The organism is Streptomyces pathocidini, from assembly GCF_001418495.1.
GTDB lineage: Bacteria > Actinomycetota > Actinomycetes > Streptomycetales > Streptomycetaceae > Streptomyces > Streptomyces pathocidini.
In genome coordinates this window covers 1-17309 of record NZ_LIQY01000074.1, presented here as the reverse complement: position 1 = coordinate 17309, position 17309 = coordinate 1, and the positions used below count along the sequence as shown (strand labels likewise).

The window sequence follows — 17309 nt, the reverse complement described above, 5'->3', positions numbered from 1 at the left end:
CTGCGGCGGCGCGAACTGATGGGGATGGGCGGCTTGCGTCCATGGCGATCACTCCTCGGGTTCGGTGTTGCGGTTGGGTCAGCGGGTAGTTCCGGTGCCCCGGCAGATCCGGCAACGGCGGCGCCGTCCGGTCCACGTGGGGCGTGATCCTTCGCCCTTGCAGGAAGGGCAGCGCACGCGGCGCATGGGCATGGGTGCGGCCTCCTGGGCTAGGTGTGGGAGAAGCCGGACAGGAACCAGTTCACGATTCCGATGACGGCCCAGCCGATCGGAGTCAGCGCGGTGTAGAAGCCGAACAGGCCGATCAAGACGGCCTCCCACGCCTTCACGTCGCGCGAGCGGACCAGGAGGACGGTGATGATCCCGAAGACCACCACGAGCGGCATTGCGACACCCGTACTCACACCCGCTCACCTCCTTCCATGCTCGCCAGCGCCTTTGCCACGACCGGGAGTTCGGTGGCCCGGGCCTGATGCTGTTCAGCGATCCGCCGGGCTTCCTCCGTGGTCGTCAGGTGAGAGCGGGCACGGCCCCAGCCACCGTCAGCACCGGCGCAGACTGCGACACCCTTCTCCTCCGCTGTGATCGCCTGCGCGACCGCTACGGCATCGGGGTTGAGGTCCCCCAGCGTCATTTCCGCCGTGCCGGGATCGTTGACGCGATGGCAGATCCGCCCGCTCAGTTGGGCGCGTAGGGCCGTGACGCCGGGCCCAAGGTCGGAGCCGACTCGCTGCCCGGCGACCACCAGGTGCAGGCCGAGTGCGGCACCGAGCTGGGCCAGTCGCAGGAGGTAAGTCGAGCAACGCTCGGCCTCTGCCTTGCCCTCCCGGGTGCCGTCCGAGAGGTAGAGCTCCGCCAACTCGTCGACGAGGACCACGACAGGTACGGGCCGCTCCTCCTCCGGCAGTTCCCAGATCGAACGCGCCCCTGCAACACGGCAGGCACGCATACGCTCCTGGGTCTCCGCAACCAGCGCTCCGAGGACTGCGACCGCTTCGCCACGGCAGGTCGTCAGAGCGGAGAGCCGTGCACCGAACAGGCCGAGTTCCATGCCGCCCTTGCAGTCGATCCCGACGAGGGCGACCGGCTGCGGTGCGAGTTCCGCTACGAGCCGCGCGAGCAATGTGGACTTGCCCGATTGGGTGGCCCCCACGATCAACCAGTGCGGCACCTGGCGGAGGTTCATCACCCAGGCCGAACCGGACTCCAGCACGCCGATGAGCGCGGAGAGGAGTTCGGCCGGAGCCTGGACAAGTCCCGGACGCTCCAACGGGTCTCCGCCTGTGGCAACCAGGAGCACGATCCCGCGTTCTGGCGAGATAACACGCACGGCGTGAACTCGCCAGGCGTGAGCAAGGGCGTCGGCCGCCGCGATGAACGGTGCCGGGGTCTGTCCGGGATGCAGCCGCACCACGAGCGACAGCCCTGTCCGAGTCGCTCGGGGGAAGGAGATCCGCGGGGCGATCGGCCGCAGCGGCTCGCCCTTCACCGCCAGACTCCCGAGCAGCGCCCGGTTCGGCCGGTGCGACACCGCAAGGTCGTTGAGCTGGGCGACCTTCCGCCAGGTGAACAGCACCCGCGAGGCGGCAACCGGGTAGCCGGTGAGGTACCAGTGCCAGTGCGGCCACCGCTCCTTGAGCGCTGACTGGGCGACGACTAACCAGGCCAGCACTGCGAGAGCGAAGGCGAGCGCGATGGGTCCCATCAGCCACCCGCCTTACTGCCGGCCGATACCGACGGGGCGATCGGTGCGGAGGTGATGGCAGCAGCCCGGAAGCTGATTCCGTGCCGGTCGCCCATGACCCAAGAGAAGGCCTCCAGGCCGGTCACTTTCACCGGCATGCCCTCTGCGACGCCCTTCGGTTCCCCGGCCACGGCGATCTCGATCACCGATACCCGACGGCCGTCCTGACGTACCGTCACGGCAACTGTGTAGATCGTGTTGCCGTCCCGGTCCTTCTTGACCTCCTTCCTCTCGAAGTCCGCGATCTTCGGCTCCGGCTTGACCACGCACATCAACGCACCCAGCCGGGATGTGTCGACAGGTATGGACTGCATGAGTTCTCGGCCTCCCAGGCCTCCAGACGACGCACATTACGTCGTCACTCGTACTGACGAGTGACGACTATGCATCTCTAGCAACCGAGGCTGCAAGCACTTATGCTGACGAGTGACGAGAGTGCGACGCACAACACACGACAGGGAGACTTCAGATATGGATGAGATCCAGCGCCCCGGAGCGCTGTACCAGCAGGTCGCCGCCGCCATCCGGGAAGCCATCACCTCCGGCGAGTTCCCACCTGGCGCCCCGCTTCCCTCCGAGGCTCAACTCATCAGCCGCTACGAGGTCTCCCGTCCCACCGTGCGCAACGCCGTCGCGGCTCTTCGCTCCGAGGGCCTGATCGAAGTCATCCACGGCAAGGGCTCGTTCGTACGCGACACGGCATCCCCCGCAGTGACCCTCGACCGCAGCGTCACCCTCAACAGCTCGGGGCACTTCACCACCCACCCCGGCAGCACGTGGGACCCGGAGCAAGAGCCGACGACCTACCGCACGAAGACCATCGCAACGACCAGCGCTCTACTCCAACTCCCCGAAGGCGAACCGCTCTTCGGCTGCGACCGCCTTCTCACGAACCCTGCCACCGGAACTCGCCTACTCCACACCGCGCTGATCCCCTTCAGCACCGCCCAAGACACCCCCCTGGCTGACGCCCCCGACACCGAGCCGTCCGCCATCTACGAAGTGCTCACCAAGTCCGGGCACAAGCTCTGGTGGTCGGAAACAGTCCGCGCCCGCATGCCCCTCCCCGACGAGCGAACGAGTCTCCAACTCCCAGATGCAACACCCGTCATCCACACGCTGCGGATCACCCACGGAACAAAGGACGCCCCCCTGATCCTCGAAGAACTACGCACCAGCGGCGACCGCGCCCAACTCTCCTACCGCATCACCGCAGACTCCCGCGACGCCTCCTCAGCGCCAAGCGCCCCTGACAGCCCACGCCACGAGATCCCCCGTCTCGACAAATACTCAAGATGCGGGGACGGCTGACAGAGTAGAATCACCGGCCTTGCTTATCTCGCAGGGAAGTTCCCACCAAAGAGAAGGCCAAGATAATGGAATGCCGATTCAGCATCTCCCCGATTAGAGGCATCCAACGCCTTTCTCACCCTAGTTGCGGCCGTCGAGAGTTTTGAGAGCGTCTCTTCGATTTTCGGCGCAGTAGAGCATGCATCGAATCTCCCAGACGCCCTCTTCGGGTCATTCATGGATGCGAGACTGATTTCTTCCAAACTCTCTAGGTAAAGACACATGTCGACCATAGGGTCGAACAGAGAATCACCCGAGAGATATTTTGCGGCTCGCATCTCTAGGTAGAACGAGGAGATGGGGACGTCGTTGTAGTACTTCCACGCCTTCGCGAGACGGGCCAGCTTCTTGGCTCCCCCGGAAATTTTTGGTTCGGCGTTCACTTCCGAGACGTAGTCTAGGTGGGCTGTCGGTGCAGAGTCGATCCACCCAGTCGAGGGTCCAGGGATGTCATAAACAGATATATCTTTTGGACCTCGGCTCGTAATAAAGCCCGGGATCACCTCCCAGGTCTCATTTCCGTGATCAAATTCAACCACGACTGCCGGACGACTGGTACGCACTATTGTGTTCGGGAAGCTTTCCCTCAACGCAGTTCGCACCCACGATAGAGCCGTGTCCGAACTTTCCGGACGGGCTCGACTGATGCTGACGAGCAGGTCCACGTCCGTATGGTTGCGTACGCCAGTCCCATGCGCAAAAGAGCCAGTTTCCCGAAATAGGGTTACCGGCAAGGCATTTCGTATTGATTTTTCAACACTTGCTCGATGCCTGGCTGCCGCAGTTCGCTGAGACGGCAAGGGGACCAACCCGTCCAGGAAGGTAGAGAATCCCTGAGCCACAGACAATGCCATTACTCCTCCGATTCCATTTCATCCACAGCGTAGCTTTGACCACCGGATCGAATATTTTCCTGAGCCTTCTTGTATGACCTTCTATTGGGCGGCTCAGCCGTCTTGTTTTGTTCGTCACGCCTAGCTGTCAATTCAGCCAGAACTCCCCTGGCTTCCTCAACAGAAAGGTCCGGAAGGTCAACCTCTCGCACCTGACGAGAAGCTGTCTGGATTTCCAAATATGCGTTCGCCGCCGCGGCGGCTTGATTCATCCTGTGAGATGCATTAATCGTCGTAAGCATGGCGCCAAATCCAGCAGAGGCCAAGGCTACAACGCCAGCCGCCACCCGGCCGCTTGCGTTGACGAGGGCCGCCGTCCCAGCTATGGCGGCAAGCAAACTAGCAGGCAACCCTAGTAGAAGGTTAATTCCCCGCCATTGCTTTGTTTGCTCGAACTGCGCCTGAGCGCTACACATAGCGCTCTCTTCAATCCGCTTCAGCTCTCTCGCAATCGATTCCCGCCGCGCCTCATCTTGCATTCCTTCACCTTCCACTGGCTGAGAATATCTAGCGTTGACCTGTAAAGGCATCAGTGTTCGAAAGTGAGCGGAAAAGTTTTGATATAGCATGATTGACTGCAGGGAGTTTTATGTCACCAAACGCCATATAAGATACTCAAAGCGCGAGTTGCACCTATATATTCAAGAGATGCCATTTGGGTCATGGCCTTAAGAGCCCACCTATAGCTGTCGCATCCGAGGCCACGGGAGCCAACACCCGAGCCGCAGAGTGACGCAGCCCCAGCCCGCCCGTCGAAACCTTGCTCTACTTACTCAAGGGCGCGCCTGCGGCGCGCCGGGCGGCTGAAGCGCCCCGGCCGGGCTGCGGCCTGGCGGCCGGTCCCCTCCGGGCATCCACCGCCCGCACTCGACCACCAACCCGAGCAGCAGCAAAGGATTCGGCCTTCCGCCCGCCGTGGCGGAGCCGTCGTGGCTGGTGGTCGACGGCCTCCGAGGCTTTAGGCAGCCACCATGGGGCGAGCCTCTAAGCTCGGGGGCCCAGATCGGGCACTGCGGGCAGGCGAGGAGCCAGCCCGATCCGCGGGCGAGCGTAAGGCCCCCGATCTCTCGCCCCATGGCAGCTCCCGCCCAAAGCCTCTCCGGCCGGCGACGTGCCCACAACGCGACAGACGGCACCGCGGCACAGATCAGCAGGCCCTTCGCCAGGCCGCGAAGTCCCGTGCCAGATGCGCCACTTCGCGCACCGTTGCCGCTGAAGCCCGAAGGTGTACCACTCCCGATCCGTCCGCTCCGGCATCCGCCCACGTCTGCACTGAAGTTGTCTCGATACCCGCCTCACACAGGGCATCGGCCAGCTCTCTCGCGGCGTCTTTCGCCTCTCGCCAGCCCGCGACGTAATCAACGCCCCGCACCCACAACACCGATTCTGGATCGAGTCCTTCGCTCTCGAATCCGCCCTGCCCCGAGCCGTCCACCACTCAAGTCCTCCCCGTGTACGTGGCTGATCTCTCACCGGGGCCAGCCACATCGCAGCAGCGAACGACGACTGCCCCGGTACCATCGGCACCGGGGTCCTGATCAGGGACTCCGCCGGACCACCCCAGTTGCTTGCAGGCGCGGGGGTGGTCCGGTCTCGTATGCGGTTGTCTGCGACCCTGACCCGAATCGGTCGCCATGGGCTGGTGCGGTACGGCCCGGCCCCGGGGCCCGGGGGAGTTCCCCAAAGGGCCGGGCCGCGTCGACGACGGCCGGTCTTCGATCCGTCGCCGCTCCCGAGCGTTCGCGTTCCTGGTCGGCAAAGTCGCCCCAGACCTTGGTACTTCGCCAGCCCGGGGAAACGCCCAGGAAGTTGGAAGGGCGGGGCTGCCACCGCCGTCCGTCCCGTGGCAGCCCCCGCCCGGCTAGAGAACGGGCCCGAGCTCCGCCTCGTATCGCCGTGGGGGTCGACGTCGCCCAGCGGCCCTCATCGGACGACCACCAAAGCGGCTCGAAAGAAGCTCGTTGTGGTCGCGCGGAAGCCCGTGTGGCCTGTGAGCCCCGCGTGACGCAAGCACCAGTCCTCTGGCTCGTCCTTGCTCTCCGCTGCCCCCGACTGCCTGCCGCACGTCGTGCATTCCGTCTCGTAAATGGGCCCACTGCCGGACTCGTCAACGGACAAGGACCAGTCGGCGTACCGGATCACTGCCTTGGGTGCCATCAGCACGCCTCCAAACCACTGCCCCGCCTGCCCTGTTCCACCGTCAGAACATCAGCCGCGTGGAGCCGCAGCGCAGGGCCTGACTTGAAGATCAGCACGACTGCCGGACCACCGGCCGCGTACCGGTCGTACCGAATGTTCTTGACCTCCCGCCATCGACCTCGGTGAGAGATGAAATCCCCGCGCCGCACGCGCAGCGCTCGTACCCGACGACTACTCATCTGCCATCACGTAATCCCCCTCGGGGGCCGTCAGAACGGCCCACACCACCTTGCCGATCCCACCCCGACCGCTCACACCCCACCCGCCCGCCAGCACGGCGACCAGGGCCAAGCCCCGACCACCCGACGCGTCAAGTTCCGCTCGCCGCAGCTTGGGCCACGCCTCTGCTGCGTCGTGCACTTCGATTCGGACTCCGCCGCGCTCACGCACGTACCGCGTCTCGATCTCCCGCCCCGGCGAAGCATGTGCATGCCTGACCGCATTGGTCAGAAGCTCCGACAGGACAAGCAGAGCGGAGTCCTGCACCGCAACGAGTCCCCAATCAGCCAGCACCTTTTGGAGTTCGGCACGGGCGAGTCCCACACAACGGGGGTGGCGGCTCCAACGCAGCGATACGAAACCGTCGTCGGCATCTGTGCTCGCGTAGGGGTGGGTCGCAGACGGACCATCCACGGTCACGTGCCCTCCCTCACTCGATCAGCTCGACGAGGAAGACCGTAGGTGCCGAAACAGGGACGGACCCGGAAGAAAATTCCGGGTCCGTTCTCGAACTGGTCGAGCGCTAGGGCTACTTGATCGCTCCAAGTTTCACCGCGAGTTCCTGCACGTCACGGCGCCGGGACCGCTTGTGCAGGCGGCGGACGAGGTCCCGCGCGAACTCGTGCGCCCGGATCTGTTCAGGGGCGGTGCGGAACGCGCGCTTGAGGTGATCCGCCGACTCGTCCGTCCGGCCTGCTTCGCCGTAGGCGCGCGCGACATCGAGCCGGGCACGGGCGCGGCGTTCGGCGGGAAGTCCGATCGCTCTCGCTCTCGGCGCTATGTCGACGGCCAGTTGGATGTCCTCGAACTCAAGCGCCAGCGCGAGCCGATGGATCTCGACATTGGACGGGCCGAACGAGGTCCACATCTCGTTGCCGTCGGCGCCGAGCCGTTCGGCTGCTTCGTGAGCCTTGCCGATCATGTGGTCCGCAAGGGCGCGATTCCTCATCCGAGCGGCCGCGACGGCGCCGTTCAAGAACAGCGTGCCGTATAGGGAGGCAGCCGACGGCGAGGACTGCCACCAGCCTGCCTCCAGATCATCGGCAGCGTCCAGCGTGACGTTCACTGCCTCGGCCACCATGCCCGCTCCCAGCTGAACATGGGCGATGCCCCGGCGCAGAGCCAGGATCACGGCGGGGTCTTCCGATTCGCTCGCGGCCATATCGCCCTGGTCCACGGCGGTCCAGGCCAGGTTCGTCTCTCCGAGCTTGCGTAGGAGGACGGCAGCGACGTGACAGGTCAGCGCGAACAACCGGAGCGCCCTGACCCGGTCCTCCCCCGACGACTGCTCTTGGGTGGCCAGGCGGGCATCCGCCAGCAGTCCTGGGAGCAGCTTGGCGAGCCTCGCGTACTGGGAGGACTGAAACAGATTCCAGGCGTCAGCGACCTCCACCGACAGGCGCTCAAGCCGGAGGGGTTCGCGATCGTCGTACAGGGTCCCGGCAAGACGCCGGGACTGCATCAGCGCCGTCCTTATGGCAGGGACGCTGGCAGCGTGGTCCGCGTGATCTTCGAGCAGCGATGGAGAACCTCGGAGGTCCTCGATGTGTACGCGCAGAGCGTCGGCGAGGTCCGCCAGCATCTTCACGTTGTTGACGGGAATCCGGCCGGACTCGACCCGGTAGACCCAGTCCTCCGAGCGGCCGAGCAGCTCCCCTAGCTGCCACTGATGCAGCCCCCGTCGCTCCCGGTAGAACCGCACGCGCTTCCCGAACGGGAGGTGGTCGGTCATGCCCCGCATCGTTGCGCTCCCCTCGCTCCGCTCAACCGAGTGTCACATGCCGCGGCCGAGCTTCAACAGGCTGCCCAGGGGCGGTCACCCGCTGGGACGCCTTCGTAAGTAGGCTCGGCACATGCCCGAGAACGAGCACGAGCAGCGCATGGCACGGCCCCGCATGGCGGCTGGCGCCTTGTTCTTCAACGCGCAAGGCGATGTCCTGCTGGTACAGCCCTCCTACAAGCCCAAGTGGGAAATCCCCGGCGGATACATCGAGATCGGTGAATCACCTCTGGCCGCATGCGGACGCGAGGTCCAGGAGGAGCTGGGCATCTCCCCCGCCATCGGCGCACTGCTCGTAGTCGACTGGGCCCCGAACGAGGCCGAGGGCGACAAGGTGCTGTACGTCTTCGACGGCGGAGAGCTGTCCCCGGACGACCTGGCCGCGATCAAGCTCGCCCCAGACGAACTGCTGGCAGCCGAGTTCCACCCCGCCGAGAAGATCGACCAGCTCCTGATCCCCCGACTCGCCCGCCGCGTGAAGCGCGCCATCACCGCTCGCTCTGAGGCGCATCCGCTGTACCTGGAGCATGGGGAGCCAACAACTCGTTAGAGCACCCGTACACGCGAAGCGCCCCCGATCTCGTGCAAGATCGGGGGCGCGCCTCGTCCAAGCGGCTGGTAGCCGTGGACCAGCCCTTACGCAGCAGCGGGAACGGTCGCCTGCTTCTCTGCGTCCCGTGCCTCGACCGCATCGATCGGCGAGGCCGAAGCCGCGTTGTACGCCTCCCGGTCGAGGATGTCCTCGCGGCCGGAGACGAGCAACGGACATACAACTTGACCGGCCACGTTCGTCGCGGTCCTCATCATGTCCAGGACAGGGTCGATGGCCAGGAGGAGGCCGACGCCCTCCAGGGGGAGGCCCAGGGTGGAGAGGGTCAGGGTCAGCATGACCGTGGCGCCGGTCAGGCCCGCGGTGGCGGCCGAGCCGATGACCGAGACGAAGGCGATGAGGACGTAGTCGCCGACGCCGAGGTTCACGCCGAAGATCTCGGCGATGAAGATCGCGGCGAGCGCCGGGTAGATCGCCGCGCAGCCGTCCATCTTCGTCGTGGCACCGAACGGCACGGCGAAGGACGCGTACTCGCGCGGCACGCCCAGCCGCTCGGTCACCCGCTGGGTGACCGGCATCGTGCCGACCGAGGAGCGGGAGACGAAGGCCAGCTGGATCGCGGGCCAGGCGCCGCGGAAGAACTGCAGCGGGTTGACCTTGGCGACCGTGGCCAGCAGCAGCGGGTAGACGCCGAACATCACCAGCGCGCAGCCGATGTAGACGTCCGCGGTGAAGGTCGCGTACTTGCCGATCAGGTCCCAGCCGTACGTGGCGATGGCGTGGCCGATGAGGCCGAGCGTGCCGAGCGGGGCCAGCCGGATGACCCACCACAGGGCCTTCTGGAGCAGCTCCAGCACGGACTGGCTGAGGCCCAGGATCGGCTGCGCCTTGTCGCCGAGCTGAAGCGCCGCGACGCCCGCCACGACGGCCATGAACACGATCTGCAGCACGTTGAGTTCGGTGAACGGCGTGATCACGTCCGTCGGCACGATGCCCGTCAGGAAGTCCAGCCAGGTGCCCGCCGACTCCGGCTTGCCGCCGTCCTTCGGGGTGAGACCCGTGCCCGCGCCGGGGTTGGTGAGCAGGCCGATCGCCAGGCCGATCGCGACCGCGATCAGCGAGGTGATCATGAACCACAGGAGCGTACGAGTGGCCAGCCTGGCGGCGTTGTTGACCTTCCGCAGGTTGGTGATCGAGACCAGGATCGCGAAGAAGACGAGCGGCGCGACGGCCAGCTTCAGCAGCTGGACGAAGATCGACCCGATCTTGTCGAGGGTGGTGACCAGCCAGCTGACGTCGCCGGTACGGGCGACCCAGCCCAGCAGCACACCGAACACGAGACCCATCAGGATCTGGGCCCAGAACGGCACCTTCGATATGGAGAAGCCGAAACGCTTCTTCACTGGGGCATCTGTGGACACAGGGCACTCTCCGGCGGGGATTCAAAGGGAGATCCAAAAGGGAACGAGGAACGGTAACACCAGCCCTTTGGGACCATCAAAGAGTTTCTTTGAGTACTGACCTCAGCGTCCCGGCGCCGAAACGTCAACACCCCACCCCTGAAAGGCTGCTCAGGGATGGGGTGCCGGGTGGTGCCGGACGGCGAGTGACGAGCGTTACACGTCCTCCTGGGACTGGTTCGCCGAGAGGCGCTCCTTGGCCCGGTCCACCTTCGCCACGATCTGCTCGGACATCGCGTCCCGCTGCTTGCGCAGCAGCACCCAGCTCAGCGGGCCCGACACGACCAGCGCTAGCAGCAGCACCCACATGAGGTTCGAGTCGCCGAGCCCGGCCGGCAGCACGCGCGCGTAGACCAGGCCCCAGATGGCGAGGAAGCAGCCGGCGAAGATGCCGAGGCGCATTGCCGTGTAGCGGAGGGTTGCGCCCTGCTTGCCAGGGCGGGAGCTGGTGCCGGGGATGCTGCTCACGGAGCTGACCTTCTTCGTACGACGCGGGCTCGGGGTTCAGGGGCCCTCACTAGTGAACCCCACCAGTGAAGCACGTCCCGTTTCGGATCAATTGGGCGGGCGCCTTGGCACCCGACGGCGGCCGCCCGCCCGATCTGCCCCCCGCGCGGGGGGCCGCGGGCACCGCTGCCGCGTGAGGGGAGGCGGATCCGCGTCGGCCGCCGCGAGGTCAGACCCGCATCGGCTGCGGCGACTCCCGCCGGTCCGCGTCCGGGCCCGGGTACTCGCGGATGATCTCGTACCGCGTGTTCCGCTCGACCGGCCGGAAACCGGCGTCGCGGATCAGCTCGAGCAGGTCGTCGCGGCCCAGCTTGTTCGGCGTGCCGAAGTTGTCCGCGTCATGCGTGATCTTGTACTCGACGACCGAGCCGTCCATGTCGTCCGCGCCGTGCTGGAGCGCGAGTTGGGCGGTCTGCACGCCGTGCATCACCCAGAAGACCTTGACGTGCGGGACGTTGTCGAAGAGCAGGCGCGAGACCGCGAAGGTCTTCAGCGCCTCGGCGCCGGTCGCCATCGTCGTACGGGCCTGAAGGCGGTTGCGGATCTTGCCGTCCTTCATGTCCACGAAGTCGTGCTGGTAGCGCAGCGGGATGAAGACCTGGAACCCGCCCGTCTCATCCTGGAGTTCGCGCAGCCGCAGCACGTGGTCCACGCGGTGCCGGGGCTCCTCGATGTGTCCGTACAGCATCGTGCACGGGGTCTTGAGGCCCTTCTCGTGCGCGAGGCGGTGGATCCGCGACCAGTCCTCCCAGTGGGTGCGGTGGTCGACGATGTGCTGCCGGACCTCCCAGTCGAAGATCTCGGCGCCGCCGCCGGTCAGCGACTCCAGGCCCGCGTCGATCAGCTCGTCCAGGATCTCGGACGCGGTGAGGCCGGAGATCGTCTCGAAGTGGTGGATCTCGGTGGCCGTGAACGCCTTCAGCGAGACCTGCGGCAGGGCCTCCTTCAGGGCCTTCAGGGAGCGCGGGTAGTAGCGCCAAGGCAGCGTCGGGTGGAGGCCGTTGACGATGTGCAACTCGGTGAGGTTGTCGTTCTCCATCGCCTTGGCGAGGCGGACGGCCTCCTCGATGCGCATCGTGTAAGCGTCCTTCTCGCCCGGCTTCCGCTGGAACGAGCAGTACGCACAGGACGCGGTGCACACGTTCGTCATGTTGAGGTGGCGGTTGACGTTGAAGTGGACGACGTCGCCGTTCTTCCGCGTACGGGCGTGGTGCGCCAGACCGCCCAGCCAGGCGAGGTCGTCGGACTCGTAGAGGGCGATCCCGTCCTCGCGGGTGAGCCGCTCCCCGGCGTGGACCTTCTCCTCCAGCTCACGCTTGAGCCCCGCGTCCATGCCGCCGCCTTCCCTTGCTGTCCTTGACTGTCTGTCCATAGCGCCCTGGACGACCCTACTCCCCCGCCCTTCGGGCAGGAGGCGCCCCCATACGCGGCCGCTCTCCGTGGCCGCTAGACCTCTTCGGGCAGTTCCCCGACCCGGTTCTCCCACTTCGTGGAGAGCACGATCGTCGTCCGGGTCCTGGAGACGCCCTTGGTGCCGGAAAGACGCCGGATGGTCTTCTCCAGCCCGTCCACGTCACCGACCCGCACCTTGAGCATGTACGAGTCGTCCCCCGCGATGAACCAGCAGTCCTCGATCTCGGCCAGGTCCCTCAGTCGCCCCGCCACCTCTTCGTGGTCGGTGGCGTCGGAGAGCGAGATGCCGATGAGGGCCGTCACGCCCAGGCCCAGGGAGGCGGAGTCGACGGTCGCGCGATAGCCGGTGATGACACCGGCCGCCTCCAGGCGGTTGATCCGGTCCGTGACGCTGGGCCCGGAGAGCCCGACGAGCCGTCCGAGCTCGGCGTACGAGGCCCTGCCGTTCTCCCGGAGTGCCTGGATGAGCTGCCTGTCCACCGCGTCCATCTACCTGGAGCCTTCCATTGTTCGCAATCTCGAGCGTCAATATAAAGAATCAAAGGAGCACGGGCCAGGCGGGCCTGCGAATCGACCTAAGGGTCGATTCGCCTGCGATTCCAAGGCAACCGGGCTCCCCAACGCGGGGCGCCGGCCCCGCTATTCCTCCCCCCTGGCGCCTCCGATCGCTCCCTCCCACCGGCGGTACAGCTGGTGCGGCACTCCGGCCGCGTCCAGGACCCGGCCCGCCACGAAGTCCACCAGATCCTGGATGCCGGACGCACCCGCGTAGAACGCGGGCGACGCGGGCAGCACGACCGCGCCCGCCTCGTCGAGCGCCACCAGCTGCTTCAGCGTCTGACCGCTCAGCGGCGTCTCGCGCACGGCCACGACGAGCCTGCGCCGCTCCTTGAGCGTCACGCTCGCCACCCGCTGCAGCAGGTCCTTGGACAGGCCGAGCGCCACCCCGGCCACGCACGCCGTGCTCGCCGGGACGATCAGCATCCCCTTGACCGGGTACGAGCCGGACGACGGCCCGGCAGCCAGGTCACCGGCTGCCCAGTGCCGTACGTCGGACCGCTCCGGCAGGGCCGAGAGGTCCGGCAGCTCGGCCGCGAACCGGTCCGGGTCGCCGTCGGCGCCGCGGGCCAGCCAGGTCCGCAGGTCCTCGCGCCAGTGCGCGTCGCGGAACGAGATGCCGGTCTCGTCCAGGAGAGTGAGCCGCGAGGCCCGGCTGACCACCAGATCCACGGCCTCGCCCGCCCGCAGCAGCCCGCGCAGGACCGAGGCGGCGTACGGGGTGCCGGAGGCGCCGGACACTCCGACCACCCACGGCCGGCGCTGCCCGGTCCGCGCCCCACCGGGGTCGGCGGCGGCGTCGGGGTTCAGCCGGCGCTGGCTGGTCGGCATCGGCTGTCTCGGCTGGGGCGGCTCCACGGATCGAGCCTATCCGGCGGTGCGCGGCGGGAACCCGGGCGGTCGCCCGGGCGTTGGCAAGGGTGAGGAGAGGGGGCTCCGATGGCGTACGAGACGGGGCCCGGCGCGAACGGGCCGGGCCGGAACCGACCGGGCGGGACCCGGCCGGAGGCGAACGGGCCGCGCGGTTCCGCTCCAGGGACCACGCGCGTCAGGGCCGCGGCCGCGCTCGTGCTCGGCTGGGTCGCGCTGCTGTGGGTGCTGGAGTTCGCGGACACGGCGAGCGGACACGCTCTGGACACCTACGGCATCACGCCACGCGACCCCGCCGAGCTGCGGGACATCGTGCCCGCCGCCTTCCTCCACTTCGGCTTCGACCACCTGGCGGCCAACACGGTGCCGCTGCTCCTGCTGGGCTTCATCGCCGCCATCAGCGGTATACGCCGCTTCCTCGCCGTCACGGCCGTGATCATCCTGGCGAGCGGGCTCGGCGTCTGGTTGTTCGCCCCGGGCAACTCGCTCACCGCGGGCGCCTCGGGTGTCGTGTTCGGCCTCTTCGGCTACCTGCTGGTGCGCGGCTTCGCGGACCGCCGCCCGCTCTACGTGATCGTGGGCCTGGTGGTGGCCTTCTTCTACGGGTCGATGCTGTGGGGCGTGCTGCCGACGGCCTCCGGCGTCAGCTGGCAGGGACACCTCTTCGGCCTGCTGGGCGGGGTCCTGGCCGCCTTCCTCTTCCGCACCCGGCGCGGACCGGCGCCCGTCGAGGGCCTCAGACGCTGAGCCCGCGGACCATCAGGTCGAGCAGCGCGCAGAGGAAGAACGCGATGCCGATGACACCGTTGACGGTGAAGAACGCCCGGTTGAGCCGGGACAGGTCGTGCGGCTTCACGATCGAGTGCTCGTAGACGAACACGGCGGCCACGATCGCCAGACCGGCCCAGAAGAACGTTCCGGCGCCGGTGGCCACCGCGTACCACGCCAGCAGCACCGTGGTCAGCACATGGCAGGCCCGGGCGCCGTACAGCGCCCCGGGGACGCCGAAGCGCACGGGCACCGACAGCACGCCGTGCTCCCGGTCGGACTCCACGTCCTGGCAGGCGTAGATCAGGTCGAAGCCGCCGATCCAGATGCCGACCGCGAGGCCGAGGATCACCGCGTCCCAGGACCACGAGCCGGTGACGGCGAGCCAGGCGCCGACCGGGCCCATGGCCTGCGCCAGGCCGAGGATCGCGTGCGGGTAGTGGGTGAAGCGCTTCCCGTACGGATAGACCACCATCGGCACGACGGCGATCGGGGCCAGCGCGAGGCACAGCGGGTTGAGCAGCGCCGCCGCGCCCAGGAAGACCGCGAGGGCGACCAGCGCGCCGGTCCACGCGGACCGCACCGACACCGCACCGGTCACCAACTCCCGCCCCGCCGTACGGGGGTTGCGGGCGTCGATCTCGCGGTCGATGATCCGGTTGCAGGCCATCGCGAACGTGCGCAGCCCCACCATGGCAACAGTCACCAGCAGCAACTGCCCCCAGTGGATACTGCCGTCGTCGAGGAACATCGCGGTGAGCGAGGCGATGTAGGCGAAGGGCAGCGCAAAGACGGAGTGCTCGATCATCACGAGCCGGAGAAAGGCGCGGGCCCTGCCGGGCTGGGGCACCGCGGCGGCGGAGGCGCTCACCGGCCGTACTCCGGATCACCCTCGCGGAGGCGGGGATCCGCCTCCGCGCCACCGCAAGCCACCGCAGACCCACACATCACAGCCCGTATTCCTTCCAGCGCTTCGTCACCCGTTCGGATGTCTCCGGGTCGGACTCGACCATGTTCGGCCAGCCGCCGTCCCGGGTGTAGCCCTCCTCGGGCAGCTTCCGCGTCGCGTCGATGCCCGCCTTGCCGCCCCAGAACTGCTGGTACGAGGCGTGGTCGAGGTGGTCGACCGGGCCCTCGACGACGGTCAGGTCGCGCGCGTAGTCGGTGTTGCCGAGCGCGCGCCAGGCGACCTCGTGGAGATCGTGGACGTCGCAGTCGGCGTCGACCACCACGATCAGCTTGGTCAGCGACATCATGTGCGCGCCCCAGATGGCGTGCATGACCTTCTGGGCGTGCTTCGGGTACTTCTTGTCAATCGAGACGATCGCGCAGTTGTGGAAGCCGCCTGCCTCGGGCAGGTGGTAGTCCACGATGTCCGGCACGATGATCTTGAGCAGGGGCAGGAAAAAGCGTTCCGTCGCCCGCCCCAGGGGCCCGTCCTCGGTCGGCGGGCGGCCGACGACGATCGACTGGAGCAGCGGCCTGCGGCGCATCGTCACACAGTCGATGGTCAGCGCCGGGAAGTCCTCCTGCGGCGTGTAGAAGCCGGTGTGGTCCCCGAACGGGCCCTCCGGCAGCGTCTTCCCGGGCTCCAGCCAGCCCTCCAGGACGACCTCCGCCTGCGCCGGCACCTGGAGCGGCACCGTCTTGCAGTCCACCATCTCGACGCGCCTGCCCTGCACGAACCCGGCGAAGAGGTACTCGTCGATGTCGCCGGGCAGCGGCGCCGTGGACGCGTACGTCACGGCGGGCGGGCAGCCGAAGGCGATGGCCACGGGCAGCTTCTCACCGCGCCGGGCCGCCACCTGGTAGTGGTTGCGGCTGTCCTTGTGGATCTGCCAGTGCATGCCGATGGTGCGGCGGTCGTGGCGCTGGAGGCGGTAGAGCCCGAGGTTCCGCACGCCCGACTCGGGGTCCTTGGTGTGCGTGAGCCCGAGGTTGAAGAAGGAGCCGCCGTCCTCGGGCCAGGTGAACAGCGCCGGCAGCGCGTCGAGGTCGACGTCCTCGCCGGTGAGGACGGTCTCCTGTACGGGGGCGTCCTTCACCTTCTTCGGCGGCACGTGCGCCATGCTGCCGAGTTTGCCGAACGCCTCGCGCACACCGACGAACCCGTGCGGCAGCTCCGGCTTCAGCAGCCCGCCGATCTTCCCGCTGATCTCCTCGTACGACGTCAGGCCCAGCGCCTTGAGGAGGCGGCGGTCGGTGCCGAAGACGTTCATGGCCAGCGGCATCGCCGAGCCCTTGACGTTCTCGAAGAGCAGCGCGGGCCCGCCGGCCTTGTTCACGCGGTCGACGATCTCACCGACCTCCAGATGCGGGTCGACCTCAGCCTTGATGCGCTTGAGGTCGCCGTCGCGCTCGAGCGCCCGCAGGAGCGAACGAAGATCGTCGTAAGCCATAGGCCCCAGTATCCGCCACCTGCTCCCCGGGACACGCCACCGGGGCCCTACCCTGGACGGGTAACAGGGGCCGGTCCGGGCCCCTCCACCGCTTTCCGCCGCCTTCAGGGGGACCCCGCCGCCATGCTCAGGTATCTCCCGTTCCTGCTGGTCCTGGGGCTGTGGATCTACGCGTTCATCGACTGCCTCAACACCCCTGAGGAGCAGGTCCGCAAGCTCCCCAAGGGCGCCTGGGTCCTGATCATCGTGCTCTTCGGCTATCTGCTGTTCGGCTCGCTGGCCTGGCTGCTGGCGGGCCGCCCGCGCCGCTCCGAGGTGAGCGGCGGGGCGGGCGCGTACGGCGCGGGGCGGGGGCGCGCGCGCTGGGTCGCGCCGGACGACAACCCCGAGTTCCTCAAGTCCCTTGAGCGGAACAGGCAAGAGGACGAGCCGGAGGGAACGGGGCCGGCGGCCGGGCCGAAGGAGGCTGGGCCGAAGAAGGAAGCCGAGCCTGAGGCGGGGCCGGAGAGGGAAACCGAGCCGGAGGCCGACGGCGGCAGCGGGCCCCGCGACAACGGCCCGGACGAGAACCGCTCCTGACCGTCTCCGCCCCCATGCGC

The 17309-nt window shown here is 67.4% G+C and carries 19 protein-coding genes; 4 read left to right on the top strand and 15 right to left on the bottom strand.

The window, feature by feature from the left end; all coding sequences use genetic code 11:
- Nucleotides 1-209 precede the first annotated feature (209 nt).
- The 3 genes from AOK16_RS27010 to AOK16_RS04945 are packed head-to-tail and all read right to left on the bottom strand — an operon-like array spanning nt 210 to nt 2058.
- Nucleotides 210-404, bottom strand: a complete 195-nt coding sequence (locus AOK16_RS27010; protein ID WP_157859110.1) for a hypothetical protein — start codon at nt 402-404, stop codon at nt 210-212.
- A complete protein-coding gene (locus AOK16_RS04950; RefSeq protein WP_055470981.1) occupies nt 401-1705 on the bottom strand; it encodes an FtsK/SpoIIIE domain-containing protein in 1305 nt (434 codons plus the stop codon). Before AOK16_RS04950 ends, AOK16_RS27010 begins: the two co-directional genes overlap by 4 nt.
- On the bottom strand, nt 1705-2058 hold the full coding sequence (locus tag AOK16_RS04945; RefSeq protein ID WP_055470980.1) for an SCO3933 family regulatory protein: 354 nt from the start codon (nt 2056-2058) through the stop codon (nt 1705-1707). Before AOK16_RS04945 ends, AOK16_RS04950 begins: the two co-directional genes overlap by 1 nt.
- A gap of 157 nt (nt 2059-2215) precedes the next feature.
- Between AOK16_RS04945 and AOK16_RS04940 the strand changes: the two genes are divergently transcribed.
- Entirely contained in the window at nt 2216-3055 is an 840-nt protein-coding gene (locus AOK16_RS04940; RefSeq protein ID WP_079101069.1) for a GntR family transcriptional regulator, read from the top strand.
- A 23-nt stretch (nt 3056-3078) separates the two neighbouring features.
- On the opposite strand, the gene AOK16_RS25200 is transcribed toward AOK16_RS04940, so the two are convergent.
- The 5 genes from AOK16_RS25200 to AOK16_RS04925 all read right to left on the bottom strand — a co-directional run bounded on the left by AOK16_RS25200 (nt 3079) and on the right by AOK16_RS04925 (nt 8137).
- Nucleotides 3079-3948, bottom strand: a complete 870-nt coding sequence (locus tag AOK16_RS25200) for a nucleotidyltransferase domain-containing protein (RefSeq protein WP_157859109.1) — start codon at nt 3946-3948, stop codon at nt 3079-3081.
- A complete protein-coding gene (locus tag AOK16_RS25195; RefSeq protein WP_240483371.1) occupies nt 3948-4481 on the bottom strand; it encodes an SLATT domain-containing protein in 534 nt (177 codons plus the stop codon). Before AOK16_RS25195 ends, AOK16_RS25200 begins: the two co-directional genes overlap by 1 nt.
- Nucleotides 4482-5910: 1429 nt before the next feature.
- On the bottom strand, nt 5911-6144 hold the full coding sequence (locus tag AOK16_RS29370) for a DUF7848 domain-containing protein (protein WP_055470997.1): 234 nt from the start codon (nt 6142-6144) through the stop codon (nt 5911-5913).
- A gap of 213 nt (nt 6145-6357) precedes the next feature.
- Nucleotides 6358-6825 carry an ATP-binding protein gene (locus tag AOK16_RS04930; RefSeq protein WP_338058473.1) on the bottom strand — a complete coding sequence of 156 codons (468 nt, stop codon included), beginning with the start codon at nt 6823-6825 and terminating at the stop codon, nt 6358-6360.
- 109 nt (nt 6826-6934) lie between these two features.
- Nucleotides 6935-8137, bottom strand: a complete 1203-nt coding sequence (locus AOK16_RS04925; RefSeq protein WP_205627630.1) for a helix-turn-helix domain-containing protein — start codon at nt 8135-8137, stop codon at nt 6935-6937.
- Nucleotides 8138-8258: 121 nt separating this feature from the next.
- On the opposite strand from AOK16_RS04925, the gene AOK16_RS04920 reads away from it, so the two are divergent.
- Nucleotides 8259-8735, top strand: coding sequence for an NUDIX domain-containing protein (locus AOK16_RS04920; RefSeq protein ID WP_055470978.1), 477 nt, complete (start codon nt 8259-8261; stop codon nt 8733-8735).
- Nucleotides 8736-8821: 86 nt separating this feature from the next.
- Here the strand turns inward: AOK16_RS04920 and AOK16_RS04915 are convergent, their stop codons facing one another.
- The 5 genes from AOK16_RS04915 to AOK16_RS04895 all read right to left on the bottom strand — a co-directional run bounded on the left by AOK16_RS04915 (nt 8822) and on the right by AOK16_RS04895 (nt 13531).
- Complete coding sequence (locus AOK16_RS04915; RefSeq protein WP_107098272.1) at nt 8822-10081, bottom strand: dicarboxylate/amino acid:cation symporter; 1260 nt, start codon at nt 10079-10081, stop codon at nt 8822-8824.
- Between the two features lie 270 nt (nt 10082-10351).
- Nucleotides 10352-10663, bottom strand: coding sequence for a DUF4229 domain-containing protein (locus AOK16_RS04910; protein ID WP_338058472.1), 312 nt, complete (start codon nt 10661-10663; stop codon nt 10352-10354).
- Between the two features lie 208 nt (nt 10664-10871).
- Nucleotides 10872-12035 carry an aminofutalosine synthase MqnE gene (mqnE, locus tag AOK16_RS04905; protein WP_055470976.1) on the bottom strand — a complete coding sequence of 388 codons (1164 nt, stop codon included), beginning with the start codon at nt 12033-12035 and terminating at the stop codon, nt 10872-10874.
- Between the two features lie 113 nt (nt 12036-12148).
- A complete protein-coding gene (locus AOK16_RS04900) occupies nt 12149-12604 on the bottom strand; it encodes an Lrp/AsnC family transcriptional regulator (protein ID WP_055470975.1) in 456 nt (151 codons plus the stop codon).
- A 150-nt stretch (nt 12605-12754) separates the two neighbouring features.
- Entirely contained in the window at nt 12755-13531 is a 777-nt protein-coding gene (locus AOK16_RS04895) for a UbiX family flavin prenyltransferase (protein ID WP_240483369.1), read from the bottom strand.
- An 81-nt stretch (nt 13532-13612) separates the two neighbouring features.
- Here AOK16_RS04895 and AOK16_RS04890 point away from each other — a divergent pair, with 81 nt between their 5' ends.
- A complete protein-coding gene (locus tag AOK16_RS04890; RefSeq protein WP_079101064.1) occupies nt 13613-14290 on the top strand; it encodes a rhomboid family intramembrane serine protease in 678 nt (225 codons plus the stop codon).
- On the opposite strand, the gene mqnP is transcribed toward AOK16_RS04890, so the two are convergent.
- Together mqnP and AOK16_RS04880 are read right to left on the bottom strand one after the other, a co-directional pair.
- Nucleotides 14280-15182 carry a menaquinone biosynthesis prenyltransferase MqnP gene (mqnP, locus tag AOK16_RS04885; RefSeq protein ID WP_055470974.1) on the bottom strand — a complete coding sequence of 301 codons (903 nt, stop codon included), beginning with the start codon at nt 15180-15182 and terminating at the stop codon, nt 14280-14282. The genes AOK16_RS04890 and mqnP overlap by 11 nt on opposite strands.
- Nucleotides 15183-15258: 76 nt before the next feature.
- Nucleotides 15259-16710 (bottom strand): menaquinone biosynthesis decarboxylase, encoded by a 1452-nt coding sequence (locus AOK16_RS04880; protein ID WP_055470973.1) that lies wholly within the window; start codon nt 16708-16710, stop codon nt 15259-15261.
- 123 nt (nt 16711-16833) lie between these two features.
- On the opposite strand from AOK16_RS04880, the gene AOK16_RS04875 reads away from it, so the two are divergent.
- A complete protein-coding gene (locus AOK16_RS04875) occupies nt 16834-17289 on the top strand; it encodes a PLDc N-terminal domain-containing protein (RefSeq protein WP_055470972.1) in 456 nt (151 codons plus the stop codon).
- Nucleotides 17290-17309 lie beyond the last annotated feature (20 nt).